General features: G+C 70.8%; 17 protein-coding genes, 2 tRNA genes and 1 other RNA gene. 8 read left to right on the top strand and 12 right to left on the bottom strand.

The annotated features are described in order from the left end of the window. Nucleotides 1-6 precede the first annotated feature (6 nt). Nucleotides 7-1,356: a helix-turn-helix transcriptional regulator gene (locus tag JOF41_RS00245; RefSeq protein WP_209615143.1), complete on the bottom strand. Its 1,350-nt coding sequence runs from the start codon at nt 1,354-1,356 to the stop codon at nt 7-9. A 306-nt stretch (nt 1,357-1,662) separates the two neighbouring features. Here JOF41_RS00245 and JOF41_RS00240 point away from each other — a divergent pair, with 306 nt between their 5' ends. Continuing rightward, nucleotides 1,663-1,950 carry a hypothetical protein gene (locus tag JOF41_RS00240; protein WP_244989467.1) on the top strand — a complete coding sequence of 96 codons (288 nt, stop codon included), beginning with the start codon at nt 1,663-1,665 and terminating at the stop codon, nt 1,948-1,950. 56 nt (nt 1,951-2,006) lie between these two features. Here the strand turns inward: JOF41_RS00240 and ssrA are convergent. Further along, nucleotides 2,007-2,379, bottom strand: a transfer-messenger RNA (tmRNA) gene (gene ssrA, locus JOF41_RS00235). 169 nt (nt 2,380-2,548) lie between these two features. Between ssrA and JOF41_RS00230 the strand changes: the two genes are divergently transcribed. Both JOF41_RS00230 and JOF41_RS00225 read left to right on the top strand, forming a co-directional pair. After that, the gene (locus tag JOF41_RS00230) at nt 2,549-3,796 is read left to right on the top strand and encodes a sensor histidine kinase (RefSeq protein ID WP_209615140.1); all 1,248 of its coding nucleotides are present in this window, start codon (nt 2,549-2,551) and stop codon (nt 3,794-3,796) included. Next, a complete protein-coding gene (locus tag JOF41_RS00225) occupies nt 3,784-4,428 on the top strand; it encodes a response regulator transcription factor (RefSeq protein ID WP_189222504.1) in 645 nt (214 codons plus the stop codon). Before JOF41_RS00230 ends, JOF41_RS00225 begins: the two co-directional genes overlap by 13 nt. Nucleotides 4,429-4,450: 22 nt before the next feature. Here the strand turns inward: JOF41_RS00225 and smpB are convergent, their stop codons facing one another. From smpB to JOF41_RS00200, 5 genes are all read right to left on the bottom strand, one after another. After that, entirely contained in the window at nt 4,451-4,927 is a 477-nt protein-coding gene (gene smpB, locus JOF41_RS00220; RefSeq protein WP_189222505.1) for an SsrA-binding protein SmpB, read from the bottom strand. A 30-nt stretch (nt 4,928-4,957) separates the two neighbouring features. After that, entirely contained in the window at nt 4,958-5,860 is a 903-nt protein-coding gene (ftsX, locus tag JOF41_RS00215; RefSeq protein WP_189222506.1) for a permease-like cell division protein FtsX, read from the bottom strand. 43 nt (nt 5,861-5,903) lie between these two features. Then, nucleotides 5,904-6,593, bottom strand: coding sequence for a cell division ATP-binding protein FtsE (gene ftsE / locus JOF41_RS00210; protein WP_209615138.1), 690 nt, complete (start codon nt 6,591-6,593; stop codon nt 5,904-5,906). Between the two features lie 79 nt (nt 6,594-6,672). Beyond that, nucleotides 6,673-7,776 carry a peptide chain release factor 2 gene (gene prfB, locus JOF41_RS00205; protein WP_189222508.1) on the bottom strand — a complete coding sequence of 368 codons (1,104 nt, stop codon included), beginning with the start codon at nt 7,774-7,776 and terminating at the stop codon, nt 6,673-6,675. A gap of 51 nt (nt 7,777-7,827) precedes the next feature. Beyond that, nucleotides 7,828-8,328 (bottom strand): PadR family transcriptional regulator, encoded by a 501-nt coding sequence (locus JOF41_RS00200; protein ID WP_189222509.1) that lies wholly within the window; start codon nt 8,326-8,328, stop codon nt 7,828-7,830. 470 nt (nt 8,329-8,798) lie between these two features. Between JOF41_RS00200 and JOF41_RS00195 the strand changes: the two genes are divergently transcribed. Further along, nucleotides 8,799-8,999 (top strand): hypothetical protein, encoded by a 201-nt coding sequence (locus JOF41_RS00195; RefSeq protein ID WP_189222510.1) that lies wholly within the window; start codon nt 8,799-8,801, stop codon nt 8,997-8,999. 59 nt (nt 9,000-9,058) lie between these two features. Here the strand turns inward: JOF41_RS00195 and JOF41_RS00190 are convergent. The 3 genes from JOF41_RS00190 to JOF41_RS00180 all read right to left on the bottom strand — a co-directional run bounded on the left by JOF41_RS00190 (nt 9,059) and on the right by JOF41_RS00180 (nt 12,545). Then, nucleotides 9,059-9,132: transfer RNA gene (locus tag JOF41_RS00190), tRNA-Met, on the bottom strand. A 247-nt stretch (nt 9,133-9,379) separates the two neighbouring features. Continuing rightward, nucleotides 9,380-9,453, bottom strand: a tRNA-Met gene (locus JOF41_RS00185). 98 nt (nt 9,454-9,551) lie between these two features. After that, complete coding sequence (locus JOF41_RS00180; protein ID WP_209615134.1) at nt 9,552-12,545, bottom strand: UPF0182 family protein; 2,994 nt, start codon at nt 12,543-12,545, stop codon at nt 9,552-9,554. A gap of 106 nt (nt 12,546-12,651) precedes the next feature. Between JOF41_RS00180 and JOF41_RS00175 the strand changes: the two genes are divergently transcribed. Then, the gene (locus JOF41_RS00175) at nt 12,652-13,191 is read left to right on the top strand and encodes a PPA1309 family protein (protein WP_189222512.1); all 540 of its coding nucleotides are present in this window, start codon (nt 12,652-12,654) and stop codon (nt 13,189-13,191) included. A gap of 183 nt (nt 13,192-13,374) precedes the next feature. On the opposite strand, the gene JOF41_RS00170 is transcribed toward JOF41_RS00175, so the two are convergent. Then, the gene (locus JOF41_RS00170) at nt 13,375-14,448 is read right to left on the bottom strand and encodes a YlbL family protein (protein ID WP_307867134.1); all 1,074 of its coding nucleotides are present in this window, start codon (nt 14,446-14,448) and stop codon (nt 13,375-13,377) included. 76 nt (nt 14,449-14,524) lie between these two features. On the opposite strand from JOF41_RS00170, the gene JOF41_RS00165 reads away from it, so the two are divergent. Beyond that, entirely contained in the window at nt 14,525-15,838 is a 1,314-nt protein-coding gene (locus tag JOF41_RS00165) for a zinc-dependent metalloprotease (RefSeq protein WP_189222514.1), read from the top strand. A gap of 114 nt (nt 15,839-15,952) precedes the next feature. Here the strand turns inward: JOF41_RS00165 and JOF41_RS00160 are convergent, their stop codons facing one another. After that, nucleotides 15,953-16,480, bottom strand: coding sequence for a M48 metallopeptidase family protein (locus tag JOF41_RS00160; RefSeq protein WP_189222515.1), 528 nt, complete (start codon nt 16,478-16,480; stop codon nt 15,953-15,955). 169 nt (nt 16,481-16,649) lie between these two features. On the opposite strand from JOF41_RS00160, the gene JOF41_RS00155 reads away from it, so the two are divergent. Both JOF41_RS00155 and JOF41_RS00150 read left to right on the top strand, forming a co-directional pair. Next, a complete protein-coding gene (locus JOF41_RS00155) occupies nt 16,650-16,838 on the top strand; it encodes a DUF5679 domain-containing protein (protein WP_189222516.1) in 189 nt (62 codons plus the stop codon). Nucleotides 16,839-16,967: 129 nt separating this feature from the next. Beyond that, nucleotides 16,968-17,984, top strand: a complete 1,017-nt coding sequence (locus JOF41_RS00150) for a TOMM precursor leader peptide-binding protein (protein ID WP_209615129.1) — start codon at nt 16,968-16,970, stop codon at nt 17,982-17,984. Nucleotides 17,985-18,035: the final 51 nt, after the last annotated feature.

Here is an 18,035-nt window from a genome sequence, read left to right as displayed (position 1 = left end):
TGCCGATCAGGACGTCACAGCCTCGCGAAGAGCACGCGGTCCCGGCCGGTTGTGCCAGGGTGCCAGGGTTTCCAGGACGCGGGCGAGCTCGCGCTTGGTCCGCCCCGAGCCCACTGTGGTCGCCAGTCGCGCGGCCACCACACCTTCCTCGGCCGCGTCGTCGGGTTCCCCGCTGAGCGCGAGGGCGCTCGCGCGCCGTGCGCGGAAGTAGCCCTCGTCACGTCGCGAGAGCCCGCCTCCGGACAGGACCTCGCCGAACAGGGTGGCCGCTCGGCCTGGCCTGCCCGCTTCGAGGTGGCAGGTGGCGGCACGAAGCCGGTGCACGCCCTCGTCGTAGCGCACACCGAGATGGGCGTACCGCTCGTCACCGGCATCGTCGGCATCGGCGAGCCGTCGAGCGTCGTCGAGCTTTCGCTGGACCAGGGCGAGGGGTTCGCCGAGCATCGCCATGCCCAGCGCCTCCTGCTGCGTCACCTCGGCGCGCACCTTCGGCGGCAGTTGCCAGGGGCCGTGCTGCGCGGCCCGCGCCAGGGTCAGCACGCGCAGGCCGTCCCGCTCCTCATAAGCCATCTGCGACTTCCTGAGCAGCACGTACCCCTGCATGGGCAGGTCGCCCGCCTCCTGCGCCCACTCGATGGCGCGGTCGTGCCAGAAGCTCGCGGTGACCGGCTCGCGTGAATCGCGGTACAGCCACGCGGCGAACTCCGCGGCGTCAGCGCCGACCGCCAGCAGCGAACGGCGCACGGCGGGCGTGGCCGCACGCGCGTGCTCGTCGACCACACCCAGGATGCCGAGCACGGCGGGCAGCACCGTGGCAGCGCCCTGGGCGCCGTCGTTCGCCTTGCACGTGGCGAGCCGATCGCGGAAGTGGTCGATCACCTCCCCGTCGAGGTAGCGGCGAGGCTGCTCCACCGCGCTCGCCACTCGGCGCAGTTCCTCCGAACCGAGTTTGACCAGGGCGGCCACCGCGATCCCACATCCCAGCAGGGAACGACGATCCACAGCGCTCACATCCTTCGAGTCCGAGAAGAATCCGCGTTCTCCGCGTTCACTGACGGCGCAGCACCCGATCACCGCCGCGCATCGAGGAGCACCCGCACCGCCGCACTGATTCCACGTATTCGCAGAATCATCGATCGACCGGACATCGACGGGCTTCAGCAACTCCTCCAACCGCTCCATGCCGACCTTGAGCAGCCTGGCCATCTTGGGACGCTTGTACGGCAGTGGTTCGCGTTCACCCGCGTCCCAGCGCACCACCGTGGAGCGATCGACTCCCATGGCTTCCGCGAAGGACTCCTGGGTGAATCCGGCCGCCTTGCGCGCCCGAGCGAGATCGGTCCGCCTTACCGCCATCGGGTGACCTCCCTGGCGTTGCCCTGTTCACAGCCCATCCCATTCCGCCTGGTCAGGAGCGCCACTGCGGCCTTGTGGGCGCACCAGAGCGGCAATGTGTCCCTGTTGATCACATCACCGGAATTCCACCCTTACTCGCAACCTCAACGCCAGGCAATGCATTCCAGAGTAACCCAGGAGGATTGACCCACGGACTACCTCCCAGCGGCCTGTCGCATCGGTTCCGACAGCTACGGGCCGACAAATATTCACATAACTCGGACGGCGGAACGAATTGGCGATGCCCTACATGACGGGAATGTTCACATGACCGGGGGAAGCGCGGTCGAGCGGATGACCGCACCCGAAGTCGTCCGCGCGGTGGCGCGCGAAGCTCCACCGCGACGGTTCGCCATCGTGGAGGAGTACGGCGACGGGGAGGACGCCCGCGTCGCGGGCTACGGCCTGGCCTACGACGACCACGCCCAGGTCAACTCGGTGGAGGGCGACTTCCCGCTGAAGTCCCGCAACGCCGAGACCGCCCGCGCCGTGTTCGAGCTCAGCTCGAACTGGACCGGGGCGCGGCGGGTGCACCTGGTGTGGCTGGACCGGTAGCGAAGGCCCCGGCAACGGCAGCGGCCCCGTCCCAACCGGGACGGGGCCGCTGCGATGAGTGGAGGTGCCGGGAATCGAACCCGGGTCCTCTGCCGGCTCATCAAGGCTTCTCCGTGCGCAGTCCGCTACGCCTCTACTCGACCCCGGTGATCACGCGGACAAGTCACCGTGACGGGCCCAGTCACTGTGGGTGTCCCAACCGGTCCCCGTGACCGGGACCGGCGGTGAGCCTCCTAGCTGATGCCGGCGACCGGAGCGGAGGCACCTCCGGGCCGACAGCGTTGCCTCTAGCCTCAGGCGGCGAGGGCGAACGCGCGCTTGTCGTTAGACTCGGCGCTTATTGGTTTGCGATGACGCTTGCGGTGGTCTCTCGCCTGCACCGGCACGCTTCCCTTGAATCGACGCACAAAGTCGAAACCGTTCACCCCCTGGTCGGGTCCTGCTGATCTCCGCACCCATCATAACGCCTCCACCCCCCTGGTTCATTCCAGATACCGCCGGTAGGGCTGTCCCCACCCCCCGCACGCGGGCTGACCTGATGGTTCGGCGGCGGGCGCGGCGTCATGCTGGTCTGGCACACCGGACCTGAGGCGGGGACATGACACGAGCACGAGCCGACATCGCACGCACCAGCGGCTACTTCCTGGTGAGCCTGTTCACCGGCGTGTTCTGGTTCTCACTGCTCGTCCCGCTGCTCGCGGTGAGCGTGGGGACCGCGGTGGTGTGGGTGGGGCTGCCCCTGCTCGCGCTCACCGGGCTGCTGGCGCGCGGCGCCGCCGACATCGAGCGCTCCTGGCTGCGCGTGACGCTGGGGGTGGACCTGCCCAGACCGTACCGGCCGCTGCCGGAGGGCAACCTGTTCAGCCAGGCCCGCGGTCTGCTCACCGACCCGGCGACCTGGCGGGACCTGCTGTACTGGGTGATCATGCTGCCGCTCGGCATCATCGAGTTCACCATGGTCATGGCGCTGTGGCCTGCCGTGCTGGCGCTGGCCCTGCTGCCGTTCTACCAGCAGTGGCTGCCCTACCACTTCGAGGTGGACCTGGGCTGGCTGGGCACCTGGGTGGTCGACGACTTCCTCTCCAGCCTGCCGGTGACGGCGCTGGGGGTCGCGCTCGGCCTGGTGCTGCTGCCACTGTTCAAGGTCGTCGCGCGGGGCCACGCCGCCCTGGCGCGCGTGCTGCTGGGGCCCTCGCGGACCAGCGTGCTCTCCGCCGAGGCGCAGCGGCTGCACGCCAGCCGCGCCCGTGGTGTGGAGGCGGCCGAGGCTGAGCGCCGCCGCATCGAGCGCGACCTGCACGACGGGGCGCAGCAGCGGCTGGTGTCGGTGGCCATGGGGCTGGGCCGGGCGCGCGGCAAGCTCGACAGCGACCCGGACGCCGCGCGGGAGCTGATCGCCGAGGCGCACGCGGACGCCAAGCTGGCCATCTCCGAGCTGCGGGACCTGGCGCGCGGCATCTACCCGTCCGTGCTGGGCGACCGCGGGCTGGACGCCGCGCTGTCCTCGCTGGCGGCGAGGTGCCCGATCCCGGTCTCGGTGTCGGTCGAGGTCGACCCGCGCCCGCCCACGGCGGTGGAGAGCACGGCCTACTTCACCGTGGCCGAGGCGCTGACCAACATCGCCAAGCACTCCGGCGCCACCGAGGCGCAGGTGAAGGTCACCCGCACGGACAGCTCCGTGGTCGTGGAGATCACCGACAACGGCCACGGCGGGGCCGTCGTCCGTCCGGGGGGCGGGCTGGCCGGGCTGGCCGACCGTGCTGCCACCATTGACGGTGTCGTCGTCGTGGTGAGCCCGGTGGGGGGACCGACTGTGATCCGGACGGAGTTGCCGTGCGCGTGGTGATCGCCGAGGACTCGGTGCTGCTCAGGATGGGTGTGCAGCGCCTGCTGGCGGACGAGGGCATCGAGACGGTGGCGGCGGTGGAGGACGGCGAGGCCCTGCTGGTCGCCATCGAGGAGCACCGGCCGGACCTGGCCCTGGTGGACGTGCGGATGCCGCCGACGTTCACCGACGAGGGGCTGCGGGCGGCCATCGAGGCCCGCAAGCGCATCCCGAACCTGCCGGTGCTGGTGCTCTCCCAGTACGTGGAGGAGCGCTACGCGGTGGACCTGCTGGCGGGCGGCGCCAACGGCGTCGGCTACCTGCTCAAGGAGCGGGTGGCCGACGTGGCCGAGTTCGTCGCCGCGCTGCGCCGGGTCGCCGAGGGCGGCACCAGCATCGACCACGAGGTGATCACGCAGCTGATGGTGCGCAACCGGCGCAACCCGGTCGACTCGCTGACCCAGCGGGAGCGCGAGGTGCTGGGCCTGATGGCGCAGGGGCTGTCCAACGCGGCCATCGCGGCGTCGCTGGTGGTCTCCGACGGCGCGGTGGAGAAGCACGTGGGCAACATCTTCGCCAAGCTCGGGCTGGAGCCCAGCAACTCCGAGCACCGGCGGGTGCGCGCCGTGCTGGCCTACCTGAACCTGGGGTGACCGGCGGGCCGCCCCGGTCGTTTCAGTAGCGGCCCTTCAGCGCCCGGCCGTGGGCCTTGGCGATCTCCCGCTGCGCGTCCCGCTTGGCCAGGTCCTGGCGCTTGTCGTAGGCCTTCTTGCCCTTCGCCAGCGCCAGTTCGACCTTGACGTAGCCGTCCTTGAAGTACATCTGCAGCGGGATCAGCGACAGGCCGCTCTCCTTGGTCTTGCCGATCAGCCGCTCGATCTCCTTGCGGTGCAGCAGGAGCTTGCGCTTGCGCCGGACCTCGTGGTTGGTCCAGGTCCCCGCCACGTACTCGGGGATGTGCAGCGCGTGCAGCCAGACCTCGCCGTCGTCGACCTGGGCGAAGGCGTCCACCAGGGACGCCCGGCCCATCCGCAGGCTCTTGACCTCGGTGCCCACCAGCACCACACCGGCTTCGTAGGTGTCGAGGATGGTGTAGTCGTGCCGAGCCTTGCGGTTCGACGCGATCACCTTCTGACCGCGCTCCTTGACCATGGTGGAAATGCTACGCGAGCGGGCCAGCGCTTAAAGCCGCACGTACAGGCGCAGCGTCACGTAGCCGGTCAGCGCGGAGATCAGCACCGACACGCCGAGCAGCACCGGGGACAGCAGCAGCACGTCCAGCAGGTTCAGCGGGGAGAAGATGTTCGCCCGGAACAGGTCGCCCAGCACCCGGTCCAGCAGGAACAGCTTGAACACCGCCAGCAGGCCGACCGCGCCCACCGCGCCGATGATGCCCGCGACCACCGCCTCGATGAGGAACGGCAGCTGGGTGTACCACCGCGTCGCGCCCACCAGGCGCATGATGTTGACCTCGGTGCGCCTGGTGTAGGCCGACAGCTGGATGGTGTTGGAGATCAGCAGCAGCGCGGCGAACGCCTGGAGCACCGCCAGCGCCAGCACGCCGTCGCGCACGCCGGTGAGGAAGTCGGACAGCCTGCTCAGGACCTGCCCCTGGTCGTTGACCGACTTCACGCCCGCCTTGCCGGTGAACGCCTGCACGATCACGTCGGCGCGCTCGGGGTCCTCCAGCTTGACCCGGAAGGTGGACGGGATGGCCTCCGGGCGGGCCAGCTTCACCAGTTCCGGCTGGGCCTCGAAGATCTTCTTGAACCGCTCGTAGCCCTTCTCGCGGTTCTCGTAGACCACCGACTCCACCCCGGAGGTGGTCTCCAGCGCGCTGCGCAGGCCCGCGCAGGGCTGCTGGGTGCAGTCCTTGTCGTTGGCGCTGACTTCGCTGGTCAGCAGGACCGAGACTTCCAGCTGGCTCAGGTAGTCGTCCTGCATCCGGCCGACCATCAGCACGATGAGCAGACCGACGCCGAACAGGAAGAGCGAGATCGCGGTCGTGAGGATCATCGCGATGGTCATCGTGACGTTCCGGCGCAGGCCGGTGACGACCTCGCTGAACACGAAGCTGGTACGCATCGGGGGGAGCGTTCCTCGGGGGTCGGGGGGAGGGTGTCGCGGGTCAGCGGCCGACGCCGTAGACGCCGCGCGCGTCGTCTCGGATGATCCGCCCCTGGTCCAGTTCGACCACGCGGCGGCGCATCGAGTCGACGATCGAGTGGTCGTGGGTGGCCATCAGCACCGTGGTGCCGGTGCGGTTGATCCGCTCCAGCAGCAGCATGATGTCCTGGCTGGTGTCGGGGTCGAGGTTGCCGGTGGGCTCGTCGGCCAGCAGCACCAGCGGCCGGTTGACGAACGCGCGGGCGATGGCCACCCGCTGCTGCTCGCCGCCGGAGAGCTCGTGCGGCATCCGGTCGGCCTTGCCGTCCAGGCCGACCAGCTGCAGCACCTCGGGCACCACCTTGACGATGGTGCTGCGCGGCTTGCCGATGACCTCCAGGGCGAACGCCACGTTCTCCGCGACGGTCTTGTTGGTCAGCAGCCGGAAGTCCTGGAACACGCAGCCGATGGACTGGCGCAGGCGGGGGACCCGGCGCCGGGACATCTTGGCCACGTCGAAGTTGGAGACGTACACCCGGCCCTTGCTGGGCACCTCTTCGCGCAGCAGCAGGCGCAGGAAGGTGGACTTGCCCGAGCCGGAGGGACCGATGAGGAACACGAACTCACCCTTGCCCATCTCGACGGACACGTTGTCGAGGGCGGGGCGCGGGGAGGTCTTGTAGACCTTGGACACGTGTTCGAGGCGAATCACGAGGCGCGAGTCTACTCATCGACCGGGTGAAGTCTTCGTCTCACCCGGTCGGCGGTGGGTGGGACGAAGACTTGACCGATCACGCCGACTGCCGCTGCTTGCGCCAGCGGATGCCCGCCTCCAGGAAGTCGTCGATCTCGCCGTCGAGCACCGCCGACGGGTTGCCGACCTCGTGCTCGGTGCGCAGGTCCTTGACCATCTGGTAGGGGTGCAGCACGTAGGAGCGCATCTGGTTGCCCCAGCTGGAGCCGCTGTCCTTGAGCGCGTCCATCTTCGCCTGCTCCTCCTGCCGCTGCCGCTCCAGCAGCTTGGCCTGCAGGACCGCCATCGCGGTGGCCTTGTTCTGCAGCTGCGAGCGCTCGTTCTGGCAGGACACCACGATGCCGGTGGGCAGGTGCGTGATGCGCACCGCCGAGTCGGTGGTGTTGACGCCCTGGCCGCCGGGGCCCGAGGAGCGGTACACGTCGACCCGCAGGTCCTTCTCGTCGATGTCGACGTGGTCGGACTGCTCGACCACGGGCACCACCTCGACGCCCGCGAACGAGGTCTGGCGGCGGCCCTGGTTGTCGAACGGGGAGATGCGCACCAGGCGGTGGGTGCCCTGCTCGACGCTGAGCGTGCCGTAGGCGTAGGGGGCGGTGACGCGGAAGGTGGCGGACTTGATGCCCGCCTCCTCGGCGTAGGAGGTGTCGAACACGTCCACCGCGTAGCCGTGCCGCTCGGCCCAGCGCGAGTACATGCGCAGCAGCATCTCGGCGAAGTCCGCGGCGTCCACGCCGCCCGCCTCGGCGCGCACCGTCACCAGCGCGTCGCGCTCGTCGTACTCGCCGGAGAGCAGGGTGCGCACCTCCAGGGAGGAGATCTCCTCGCGCAGCTTGGCCCGCTCGGCGTCGGCCTCGGCCAGGCTGCCCGCGTCGCCCTCGTCCTCGGCCAGCTCGTGGAGCACGCTCAGGTCGTCCAGCCTGCTGCGCAGCGCGGTGATGCGCCGCAGCTCGCCCTGCTTGTGGGAGAGCTGGCTGGTGACGCGCTGCGCCTTCTCCTGGTCGTCCCAGAGGTCCGGGCGGGCCGCCTGCTCCTCCAGCTCCGCGACCTGGGCGCGCAGGGCATCGAGGTCCATCACCGCCTCGATGCTGGCCAGCGTCGCGGAGAGGTCCTTGATGTCTGCTTCGACGTCCGGGTTCACGGCAGAAGATTACGCCAGGACCGGCCGCTCAGCGCGACCGGTCGGCGAGCCTCAGGCCGTGGGGACGGCGTCGAGCAGCTTGAGCACGGCCTTGGCGTGGGCCAGGGCGAACTCGGCCACCGCCTTGGAGTAGGCGTCCTCGGCGCCCTTCACCGCCGCCCGCGCGGCCTCCTGGTCCGCGCTGTAGCGGGCGCGGGCGGCGTCCACCAGGCCCTGCCGCTGCTTGGGGGTCAGCGAGCCCGCGTGCACCATCCGCAGGATCAGCGGGCTGCGCAGGTGGTCCGGCCCCGGCTCGGACAGCAGCCAGTTCTTGAACGCCTTCTTGCCCGCCGCGGTCAGCACGTACTGCTGGCTGGAGCGGGGGCCCTGCTTGCCGAGGCGCAGCAGGCCCGCGTCAGCCAGCGCGGGCAGCTCGCGGTAGACCTGGCTGCGGGTGACGCTGAAGAACGCCCCGAAGCGCTCCCCCGCCTCCGCCACCAACTGCCCACCGGTCTTGGGTCCGTCGTGCAGCAGCCCCAGCAGGGCCGCCGCCGTCGCATTGAGGTCCGACACACCTCCAAGGTGCCACGCCGGAGCACAGCTGTCCACAATGGTCAGCCGTTCCGTCCACTGTGGCTGATCACGGCCTAGCGCCGTTGGGCCAAGCGGAGCAATGAGAAGCTCCGCTCAGTCACCGGCCGCGCGGCGAGGCCACACTTTCAGCCGCTTGACCCGATGTGTCCACCTGACGTGGAAATGCTTGCGGCACAACCGAACCACGCGACGCCGAGCCGATCGGCGCGAAATCCGCGCAAGCCCGCCACCCGAATCCCCGGCACGGCTCACCCGAACGGCAGCCCGCGCCCTCACCACCCGCGCTCGCCGGCGGCACTGCCCCTACCCGGCGGTAGCGCAACCCGGTGATCCCTGTCCCGCAGGCTGGCGCACACGCCAAGTGGTGAGACCATTACAGCAGGTGGCAGGGGGGATGTTCGGCTGTCTTCACCGGAGATCGACACCAGCGGCAGAGGGAGTGGAGAGCTGTGGGCATCAAGTGGGCGGGGACGGGCACCAAGGTCGTCCGAAGCGCGCGGGCGTGGGCCAGCGGCAGCATCCCGGACCAGGCGGGCAAGGACGAGTGCATGGTCTGCGGCAAGCCCATCCGCCGCCACCGCACGGTCAGCGGCGAGGGCAGGGTCTGCTCCCTGACCTGCGCCCAGTACTGGGCCGAGAACATGACCTGAGCCACACCGAGCAGGCAAAAGCGAAGGCCCCCTCCACCAGGAGGGGGCCTTCGCGTTAGTAGCGGGGACAGGATTTGAACCTGCGACCTCTGGGTTATGAGCCCAGCGAGCTACCGAGCTGCTCCACCCCGCGCCGCCAACAAAACAAACTCTACACCACCCCGAAAACCCACTTTTCAGCACCCCCCACAACCCCCATAACCCCAGGTCAGCGCACTCGCCGCTGACCCGACCCACCCGATGGGGGTCCAGGGGGCTCCGCCCCTCGGCGGGGGTGCAGGGGGCAGAGCCCTCCTGCACGGGGTTCAGGGGCTGAGCCCCCGATGAAATGCGAAAAAGTCCTGTGCAAGTACCACCTGCACAGGACTTTCCCAACTTTGTAGCGGGGACAGGATTTGAACCTGCGACCTCTGGGTTATGAGCCCAGCGAGCTACCGAGCTGCTCCACCCCGCGTCGGTAATACGAACTCTACGCGGAGGTTGCCGTGATGTGCAAATCGGGTGGCCTCGACGTGTCCGAGGCCACCCGATCGTGGCTCAGCCGGTGGCAGCTCAGCCGGTGGGCGTCGGCGAGGGCTGCACCGACGAGGAGGTCTGCTGCGAGCCGCGGGCCCGCTCGAACCTCTCCGTGGCGTCGGCCAGCGCCTGGTGGGCGTTGCCGAGCTCGGCGAAGTTGCCGCTGGACTGGGCGGTCCTGATGCGCTCCAGGGCCCGCTGGATGTCCTGCACCGCCTGCTCCAGCTCCGTGCCCCGCTGCCCGTCGCCCGCGGGCGGCGTCGTGGTGGTGGTGCTCGGCGGCGTCGACGGGGAGGTCGTCTGGTCGGACTGGTCGCCGTTCTCGTCGGGCACCTGCTGGGCCGCGCCGCTGAGCACCTGGTCCAGCGCCTGGCTCAGCGTCGAGGCGTAGCCCACCTTGTCGCCGAAGCTGACCAGCACCTTCGACAGCTGCGGGAACTGGGTGTTCTGGCTGGCCCGCTCGATGTAGACCGGTTCGACGTAGAGCAGGCCGCCGCCGACCGGCAGGGTCAGCAGGTTGCCGTAGACGACCTTGGTCTTCTGCAGCGTCAGCACGTTGAGCTCCGAGCTGACCGTGGCCGAGGTCAGGAACTGCGTCTGGATCTGCTGCGGCCCCTTGGCCTCGTTGTTCAGCGTCAGCACGCTGATCTTGCCGTAGTTGTCCGGGTCGGACCGCACCGACACGTACGACGCCATGAACTCCCGGTTCTGTCTCACCAGCGCGCTGGTGAGCTGGAAGCTGACCTTGTTCGCGTCGCCGGTCGGGTCACCGGCCAGCACGTAGAACGGCGGCTGCTGGTCGCGCGGCTGCTGGTTGCTCTGCTGCTGCTGCTCGACCGTCGTGGCGTTGTCCACCGTCGGGTCGGACGGCACGCTCCAGAACGACACGCCCGAGTAGAAGTCGCCGGGGTCGGAGACGTGGTAGCGCGCCAGGGTGTCCCGCTGGACCTTGAACAGGTCCTCCGGGTAGCGCAGGTGCTCGCGCAGCGACGGCGAGATGTCGCTGTTCGGCTTCACCGTGCCGGGGAACACGCCCATCCACGCCTTGAGCACCGGGTCCTGCTCGTCCATCGCGTACAGCGTCACCGTGCCGTCGTAGGCGTCCACAGTGGCCTTGACCGAGTTGCGGATGTAGCTGATCTGCCGGTCCGGCTGCTGCGCCACGCCGGGCAGCGAGTCGTTGGTGGCATCGCCCAGCGAGGTCTTGCGGGCGTAGGGGTAGTTGTCCAGCGTGGTGTAGCCGTCGATGATCCAGGTGATCCGGCCGTCCACGACCGCCGGGTACGGGTCGCCGTCCACGGTCAGCCACGGCGCCACGTCGGAGACCCGGTCGCGCGGGTTGCGGTTGAAGATGATCCGCGACTCGTCGCCGATCGCCGAGTTGAACAGGATGTTCCGCTCGCCGTAGTACGCGGCGAAGACCAGCTTGTTGAACAGTCCGCCGATGCGGACGCCGCCCTTGCCGTCGTAGGTGTACTGCGACCGGTCGGTGTCGTACTCGCCGGGCGAGCCCTGTCCGCGCCCGCCCACGATGGCGTAGTCGGCGGGCGAGCCCAGCTCGCCGAAGTAGGTGCGCGGCTGCTGGACCCCGAACGGGCCGGGCGTGACCTTGCCCTCCTGGTTGACCTCGGCCACCTCGAACACCGGGTAGCCGCTGTCGCCGCCCTCGCCCGAGGAGTTCACCTTGCTGGCCTCGGCGAAGACCATGCCGTTGCCGTGGGTGTAGATCAGGTGCTCGTTGATCCAGTTGCGCTGGCCCTCGGGGATGCCCGCGGTCCGCAGCTCGCGCACCGCGACGATGTAGTCCTGCAGCTGGTCGTCCACTTTGTACCGGTCGACGTCGAGCTTGTCCGGGAAGGCGTAGAACGGCCGCAGCTGCTGGAACTGGGTGAAGGTCTTGGAGATGACCGCCGGGTCGAGCAGGCGGATGTTGCCCAGCGTCGCCTGGTCGCTCTTCAGCTCGTCCAGCGAGACGTTCTGCTTGCCCTCGTAGGGCTTGGTCTCCACCTTGTCGTCGGTGAGGCCGAAGGCGTTCTTGGTGGCGTCGATGTTGCGCCGGATCGACTCGGCTTCCTTCTCGTTGGCGTTCGGGCGCACCGAGAACTGCTCCAGCACCGCGGGCCACGCCGCGCCCACCAGGATGCTGGACAGCACCAGCAGGACGGTGGCGATGGCGGGCAGCTGGAGGTTGCGCATCACCGCGCCCGCGAAGAACGCCACGGCGCAGAACACCGCGATGAACAGCAGGATCAACTTGGCGGGCAGCACCGCGTTGAGGTCGGTGTAGGTGGCGCCGGTGAAGTTCTCGTTGCGGTCGCTGAACAGCAGCTGGTACCGGTCGAAGAAGTAGGCCACCGCCTTGAGCAGCACGAACACGCCCGCCACGATCGCCAGGTGGGCGCGCGCGGGCCCGGAGAGCTGGCCGCCGCGGCCCGCCAGCCGGATGCCGCCGAACAGGTAGTGCGAGACCACCGCGCCCATGAACGACACCGCCGTGGCGATGAACAGCCACGACAGCAACCAGGTGTAGAACGGCAGCTGGAAGGCGTAGAAGCCGATGTCGTGCTGGAACTCCGCGTCCTGGATGCCGAACTGGGTGGCGTTGAGGAACAGCTGCAGGTGCTGCCAGTCGTTCTGCGCCGAGGTGCCCGCGATCAGGCCGATCAGCACCGGCAGGCCGACGCCGAACAGCCGCAGCCTGCGGGTCACCACCGCGCGGTAGCGCGCCACCGGGTCGTCCGGCCCGGACACCGGCACGAACACCGGCCGCGCCCGGTAGGCGATGGCCAGGTTCAGCGCGACCAGGCCGCCGACCAGCAGACCCACCGTCAGGAACAGGCCGAGGCGGGTCAGCAGCATCGTGCTGTAGACGCTGCGGAACCCGACCTCCCCGAACCACAGCCAGTTGACATAGGTGCCCAGCAGCCTGGAACCGGCGATGAGACCGACCAGGACCACCGCACCGACGATGAGCAGAATCCGGCTGCGCCGGGACAGCCTGGGCAGTCCGACCGGGGGCCGTGTGGCCACGGGGCACGCTCCTGGATCGAGGTGGTGGCGTTCGTACGTTCTGTCCAACTCTACGGAGGCCGCCGCGGGTTCCCCGTTCGGTCATCCGATTCCGCCGGATGCGACCATGACGGGCGTGCCAGCCAGTGATACCCCGCCCGTGATGCTGCCCGCCGTCGCCCGCGAGGTGGAGGACTTCGTCTCCACCGCCGGGTGGAACCAGGCCCCGCAGCTGTTCGCCCTGGTCCCGACAGCGGAGCTGCTCGCCCAGCAGCCCGAGCTGGCCGACCAGCTGGACCCGACCGCCTCACCGCTGACCCCCATCGCGCAGGACTCGCTGCCCGACGCCGAGCTGGACCGGGCGCTGGCGGGCATCCAGTGGCCGGAGGTCGTCGCCGGGTGCGCGCTGGCCCAGGAGATCGTCGTGCTGCCGCCGGAGGCGGAGGCGCAGCTGTCCGAGGAGGACCTGGACGACGAGCAGGCCCGCCGGTTCGCCGCGGAGCACCCGCAGCGCCGGGAGGCCCGGCTGGTGGCGGCGGTGCTGCGGGACGGCTCGGCCGCGTGCGTGCTGCGGCTGCGCGGCGACGCCGAACGACCGGAAGAGGTCGTCGAGCACCCCGAACTGGCCCCCAACCTCACCCACGCCCTACTGGAAACGCTGAGTTGAATTGACCCGGCTCCGCCGGGTCGGGCTCGGCCGCCTGGAAGTCGGCCCATCGGCATGCCTTTCGGAAAAATCGAAGGGCGTGATTTTTCCGAAAGGCATGCCGACAGGCCGACGCGGCCTCGCGTGGTGGTCACCTGCCGTCAAGGCGCCCGACCGCGCGAACTGAGCGTTGAGGGCTCGGGGTCAGCAGGTGGGGGCGGTGCCGCCCTTGGCGAGGGACTCCAGCGAGCGGACGGCGTCGTCCAGCTTCTCGACCTTGACCAGGCGCAGGCCCTCGGGGGCGTTCTGCCTGGCCTCGTCGCAGTTGCCCGCGGGCACCAGGAAGGTCGTCGCGCCGCCCTCGCGCGCGGCGACCATCTTGAAGGCGATGCCGCCGATCCGGCCGACCTCGCCCTTCTCGTTGATCTCGCCGGTGCCCGCGACGGACTGCCCGCCGTTGAGCTCGCCGGGGGTCAGCTTGTCCACGATCGACAGCGCGAACATCAACCCCGCCGAGGGGCCGCCCACGTCGTTGAGGCTGATCTTGATCTCGAACGGCACGTCGGCGCGGTCCACCGGCAGCAGGCCGAGGAAGCCGCTGTCCCTGCCCTCGGCGCGGCCCAGCGTGACGCGGGCGGTCCGGCGGTCCTGCTCGTGCTGGAAGGTGATCTCGACCTGGTCGCCCGGCTTGGTCGTCTCCAGGGCGGGCCGCACCTCGTCGGCGGTGGTCACGGGCTTGCCGTTGATCTCGAGCAGGCGGTCGTTGGGCTGGATCACGTTGTCCGCCGCGCTGCCCTTGGTGATCTCGGCGGCGACCACCTTCACCGGGTAGCCCAAGTGGCGCAGCGCGGCGACCTCGGCGCTGGTCTGCGAGTCCTCGAACGCCTTGGTGTTCTGGTCGCGCACCTGCTCCTCGGACTCGCCGGGGCGGAAGAACTCCTCGCGCGGGGCCAGCGCGTAGCGGCCGCTGAGCCACAGCCCGAGCGCGCCGAACAGCGACACGTCGTCGGTCAGCGACACCGTGGTCATGGTCAGCCTGCCCCCGGTGGGGAAGGTCTCCTGCCCCTCCACCTCCACCACGTCGGTGCCGTCGGCCTGGCCGAGGGTGTCGTAGGTGGGGCCGGGGCCCAGCGCCACGTAGGGCACCCTGGCGAACCCGCCGAGCACGCCGAGCACGAGCACCAGGGTCAGGCTGACCACCAGCGTCCACGTGCGCCGGGTCAGGCCGCGGCGCGGCGGGGTCGGCGGGGTGCCCTGCTGCACGGCGGTGTCGCTCACGCCGGACAGGGTACGGCCCGCACGCCCACGGCGAACCAGCACCGCGCGGCAGGCCCACCCCGCGTACCGTGGTGGCATGAGTGACCTGCCCTTCGGGTTCAGCCCGCAGGACCCCGACGACCGCAACCGCAAGCCAGGGGACCAGGGGGCCAACCCCTTCGACTTCTCCCAGCTGGGCGCGATGCTCAGCCAGCTCGGCGCCATGTTCAGCGGCGCCGGGTCGTCGTCCGGGCCGGTGAACTACGACTTGGCCAAGCAGATCGCGCTGCAGCAGCTGGCGGGCAAGGGCGGCTCGACCACCGGCTTCGGGCCGGACCAGAACACCGCTGTGGCCGACGCCGTGCACCTGGCCGAGATGTGGCTGGACCCGGTGACCGCGCTGCCCGCGGGCAGCCGCACCGCGCAGGGCTGGACCGCGCGCGAGTGGGTGGAGCGCACCCTGCCGACCTGGCAGCGGCTGTGCGACCCGGTGGCGCAGCGGGTCTCCGGCGCGTGGGTGGAGGCGATGCCCGCCGAGGCCAAGGAGGCCGCGGGCCCGCTGCTGTCGATGCTGGGGCAGATGGGCGGCATGGCGTTCGGCTCGCAGCTGGGCGGCGCGCTGGCGCAGCTCGGCTCGGAGGTGCTGACCTCCTCCGAGGTGGGGCTGCCACTGGGGCCGGAGGGCACCGCGGCGCTGCTGCCCGCCAACATCGAGAAGTTCACCGAGGGCCTGGAGCGCCCGGCCAGCGAGGTGCTGGTGTTCCTGGCCGCCCGCGAGGCCGCGCACCAGCGGCTGTTCAGCCACGTGCCGTGGCTGCGCCAGCGGCTGCTGGACACGGTGGAGGAGTTCGCGCGCGGCATCAAGGTCGACACCTCGGCGCTGGAGCAGTTGGCGGGTCAGGTCGACCCGACCAACCCGGCCAGCATCGAGGAGGCGATGAAGTCCGGGATGCTGGAGCCGCAGACCACGCCCGAGCAGAAGGCCGCGCTGACCCGGCTGGAGACGCTGCTGGCGCTGGTCGAGGGCTGGGTGGACGTGGTGGTGGCCGAGGCCGTGGGCGACCGGCTGCCCGGCGCGGCCGCGCTGCGCGAGACGCTGCGGCGGCGGCGCGCGTCCGGCGGCCCCGCGGAGCAGACCTTCGCCACGCTGGTCGGCCTGGAGCTGCGGCCGCGCAGGCTGCGCTCGGCGGCGGCGCTGTGGAAGCTGCTGGGCGACCAGCACGGCGCCGAGGTGCGCGACACCGTGTGGGAGCACCCGGACCTGATCCCCACGGCCGAGGACCTGGACGACCCGATGGAGTTCGCCGAGCGCTTCGGCAGCACGCGGGCCGCCCTGGAGGACCCGATCGCCGAGCTGGAGCGCACGCTCCAGGACAAGGACGACGACAAGAAGAAGGACGACGACGCCTGACCCCAAGCGCGTCTGCAAGTACTACCCGTCCCGCCCACCGGTGCCGCTGACTACCACCCGCCGTCGCGGGCGGTCAGTCAGCGGCACCCGGACGTGTGACGCGCGGGCGGTCGTTCAATCCTCCTCCGTGATGCCCAGGCCCGCGGCGGCCGAGAGGCCCTCCAAGTAGCCGATGGCGCGCTCGGACCGGGGGTAGCGGTGCACCAGCTCCCAGAAGTCCTTGCCGTGCCCCGGCACGGTGAGGTGGGCCAGCTCGTGCACCAGCACGTAGTCCAGCACCCAGGCGGGCACGTCGCGCAGCCGCTCGCTGATGCGGATGGTGCCCTCGCTGGGCGTGCACGAGGCCCAGCGGGTGCGCATCGGCGGCACCCAGCGCACGCTGCTGGGGCGCACGCCGTCGAGGTGCCGGTCGGCCAGTTCCTCGCACCGGGCCAGCAGGGCCGCGTCGGAGGTGCGGGAGGGGGAGCGCCTGCGGGTCTCGCTGCGCTGCAGGCGGCTGAGCATCTCCGCCACCCAGTGCTTCTCCTCGGTCTTGCTCATCCGCGCCGGGAGCAGGACGACGACGGTGTCCCCCTCCCGGTACGCGCTCACCATGCGACGGCGCCGGGCGCTGCGCCGCACCTCCACCTGCGGTTCGGGCATGGCGTTCACGGTAAGGCCAGACACCGACAACGCGCGGCGTCCAGGTGGCCGCACGTCCGGGGTGGCGCACAGGATTCCTCCGAAAGGCGGCTGGACACGCGCGGTGCGGTGTGCAGCGGCATCGGCTCACCGGAGGTAGCGTGCTGCGCAGCCCCGGAGCGCGGCGTGGATGCGCCGCGTTCCCGAATCGCAGGAGGACGGCGTGGCCGAGACCTACAACGGCTACTGCGTGAAGTGCCGCGAGAAGCGGGACTTCACCGGTGAGGTGACCGAGAGCAACAACCGCCGGATGGCCAAGGGCAAGTGCCCCGTCTGCGGGACCACGGTGACCCGCATCCTCGGCAAGGCCGGGGTCTGACGCGGGCGGTGGCCGGGGTAGCGCGCACCCGGCCACCCCGTCAACCCCCGGTCGCGCTGCCTGTGGATGCCGCCCGCGCCTGTGGACAGCCGTTTCGCGCTGGTCGGCGGGACCGCCAAGGTGGAGGGCATGGACGTTCCCAACCGCCCCAGGGTGCTGCCGGGCATCCCGGTGCTGCGCCGGGCGGCCGGGGTGCTGCAGATCGGCGTCGACCCCAGGCACGCGCTCGTGGTGGAGGAGGTGCGCGCGCCGCTGGCCGCCGCCCTGCTCGCCCTCTCCGGCCAGCACACCACCGCTGAGCTGGGCGAAAGCCTCGCCGAGCACGCCGATCAGGCCGACGAGCTGCTGGAGGTGCTGCGCTGGCTGGCAGGCCGGGGGCTGCTGGAGGAGGCGGCGCCCCCGCCGCACCCCCGGCTGACCGCCGAGGCGACCGGCTGGGCGCTGCGCACCGGCCGCCCCGCGCCGCAGCTGGCCGCGACGCGGGCGCAGCGCTGCGTGGTGGTGCACGGCGACGGCGGGCTCGCCGTGGCCGTCGCGGGGCTGCTGGCGTCCGCGGGCGTGGGCCGGGTGCACGTGGCCACCCACGGCCAGGTCGGCGCCGAGGACACCGGACCCGGTTATCCCGACGCGGACGTGGGCAGGCCCCGGCGGGAGGTGGCGCGCGAGGTGGTGCGGCGGGCGTCCGCCTCGGTCCGCACCGGCGTCGCGACCAGGGCGCCCGACCTGGTGGTGCTGGCCGACGCCCTGGTACCCCGACCGGACCTGGTGCACGCGCTGGTGCTGGAGGGCACGACCCACCTGGCCGTGCGGGTCCGCGAGGGCCTCGGGGTGGTGGGCCCGCTGGTGGTGCCGGGCCGGTCGAGCTGCCTGCGCTGCGCCGACCTGCGCAAAGCCGACGAGGACGGGGCGTGGCCGCTGATCGCCGCGCAGCTGGCCGACCGGGTCCAGCACGCCGACCAGGCCACCACCAGCGTCACCGCGGGCCTGGCCGCGGCGCAGGCGCTGCTCGCGCTCGACCACGAGGAGCTGACCCGCGCCCAGCCCGCCACCTGGGACGGCACGCTGGAGGTCGACGCCTGGAACGGCGCGGTCGAGCGGGTGCCCGCCCCCGCGCACCCCCGCTGCGAGTGCCGCGCGCGCCGGTGAGCGGGATCGCCGCGCGGGCGCGTGTGTAGGTTTTGGGGAGGGAGCACTGCG

This window comes from Saccharothrix coeruleofusca (assembly GCF_017876325.1).
Taxonomy (GTDB): domain Bacteria; phylum Actinomycetota; class Actinomycetes; order Mycobacteriales; family Pseudonocardiaceae; genus Actinosynnema; species Actinosynnema coeruleofuscum.
The sequence above is the reverse complement of the archived record's forward strand: the minus strand, read 5'-3'. Positions and strand labels throughout refer to the sequence as shown.

Bases quoted from the DNA above. Each gene is read 5' to 3' on its own strand.
- JOF41_RS00245 (WP_209615143.1), bottom strand. From the start codon at position 1,356: ATGGCGGTAAGGCGGACCGATCTCGCTCGGGCGCGCAAGGCGGCCGGA.
- JOF41_RS00240 (WP_244989467.1), top strand. From the start codon at position 1,663: ATGACCGGGGGAAGCGCGGTCGAGCGGATGACCGCACCCGAAGTCGTC.
- JOF41_RS00230 (WP_209615140.1), top strand. From the start codon at position 2,549: ATGACACGAGCACGAGCCGACATCGCACGCACCAGCGGCTACTTCCTG.
- smpB (WP_189222505.1), bottom strand. From the start codon at position 4,927: ATGGTCAAGGAGCGCGGTCAGAAGGTGATCGCGTCGAACCGCAAGGCT.
- ftsX (WP_189222506.1), bottom strand. From the start codon at position 5,860: ATGCGTACCAGCTTCGTGTTCAGCGAGGTCGTCACCGGCCTGCGCCGG.
- JOF41_RS00175 (WP_189222512.1), top strand. From the start codon at position 12,652: ATGACGGGCGTGCCAGCCAGTGATACCCCGCCCGTGATGCTGCCCGCC.
- JOF41_RS00165 (WP_189222514.1), top strand. From the start codon at position 14,525: ATGAGTGACCTGCCCTTCGGGTTCAGCCCGCAGGACCCCGACGACCGC.
- JOF41_RS00160 (WP_189222515.1), bottom strand. From the start codon at position 16,480: ATGCCCGAACCGCAGGTGGAGGTGCGGCGCAGCGCCCGGCGCCGTCGC.
- JOF41_RS00155 (WP_189222516.1), top strand. From the start codon at position 16,650: ATGCGCCGCGTTCCCGAATCGCAGGAGGACGGCGTGGCCGAGACCTAC.
- JOF41_RS00150 (WP_209615129.1), top strand. From the start codon at position 16,968: ATGGACGTTCCCAACCGCCCCAGGGTGCTGCCGGGCATCCCGGTGCTG.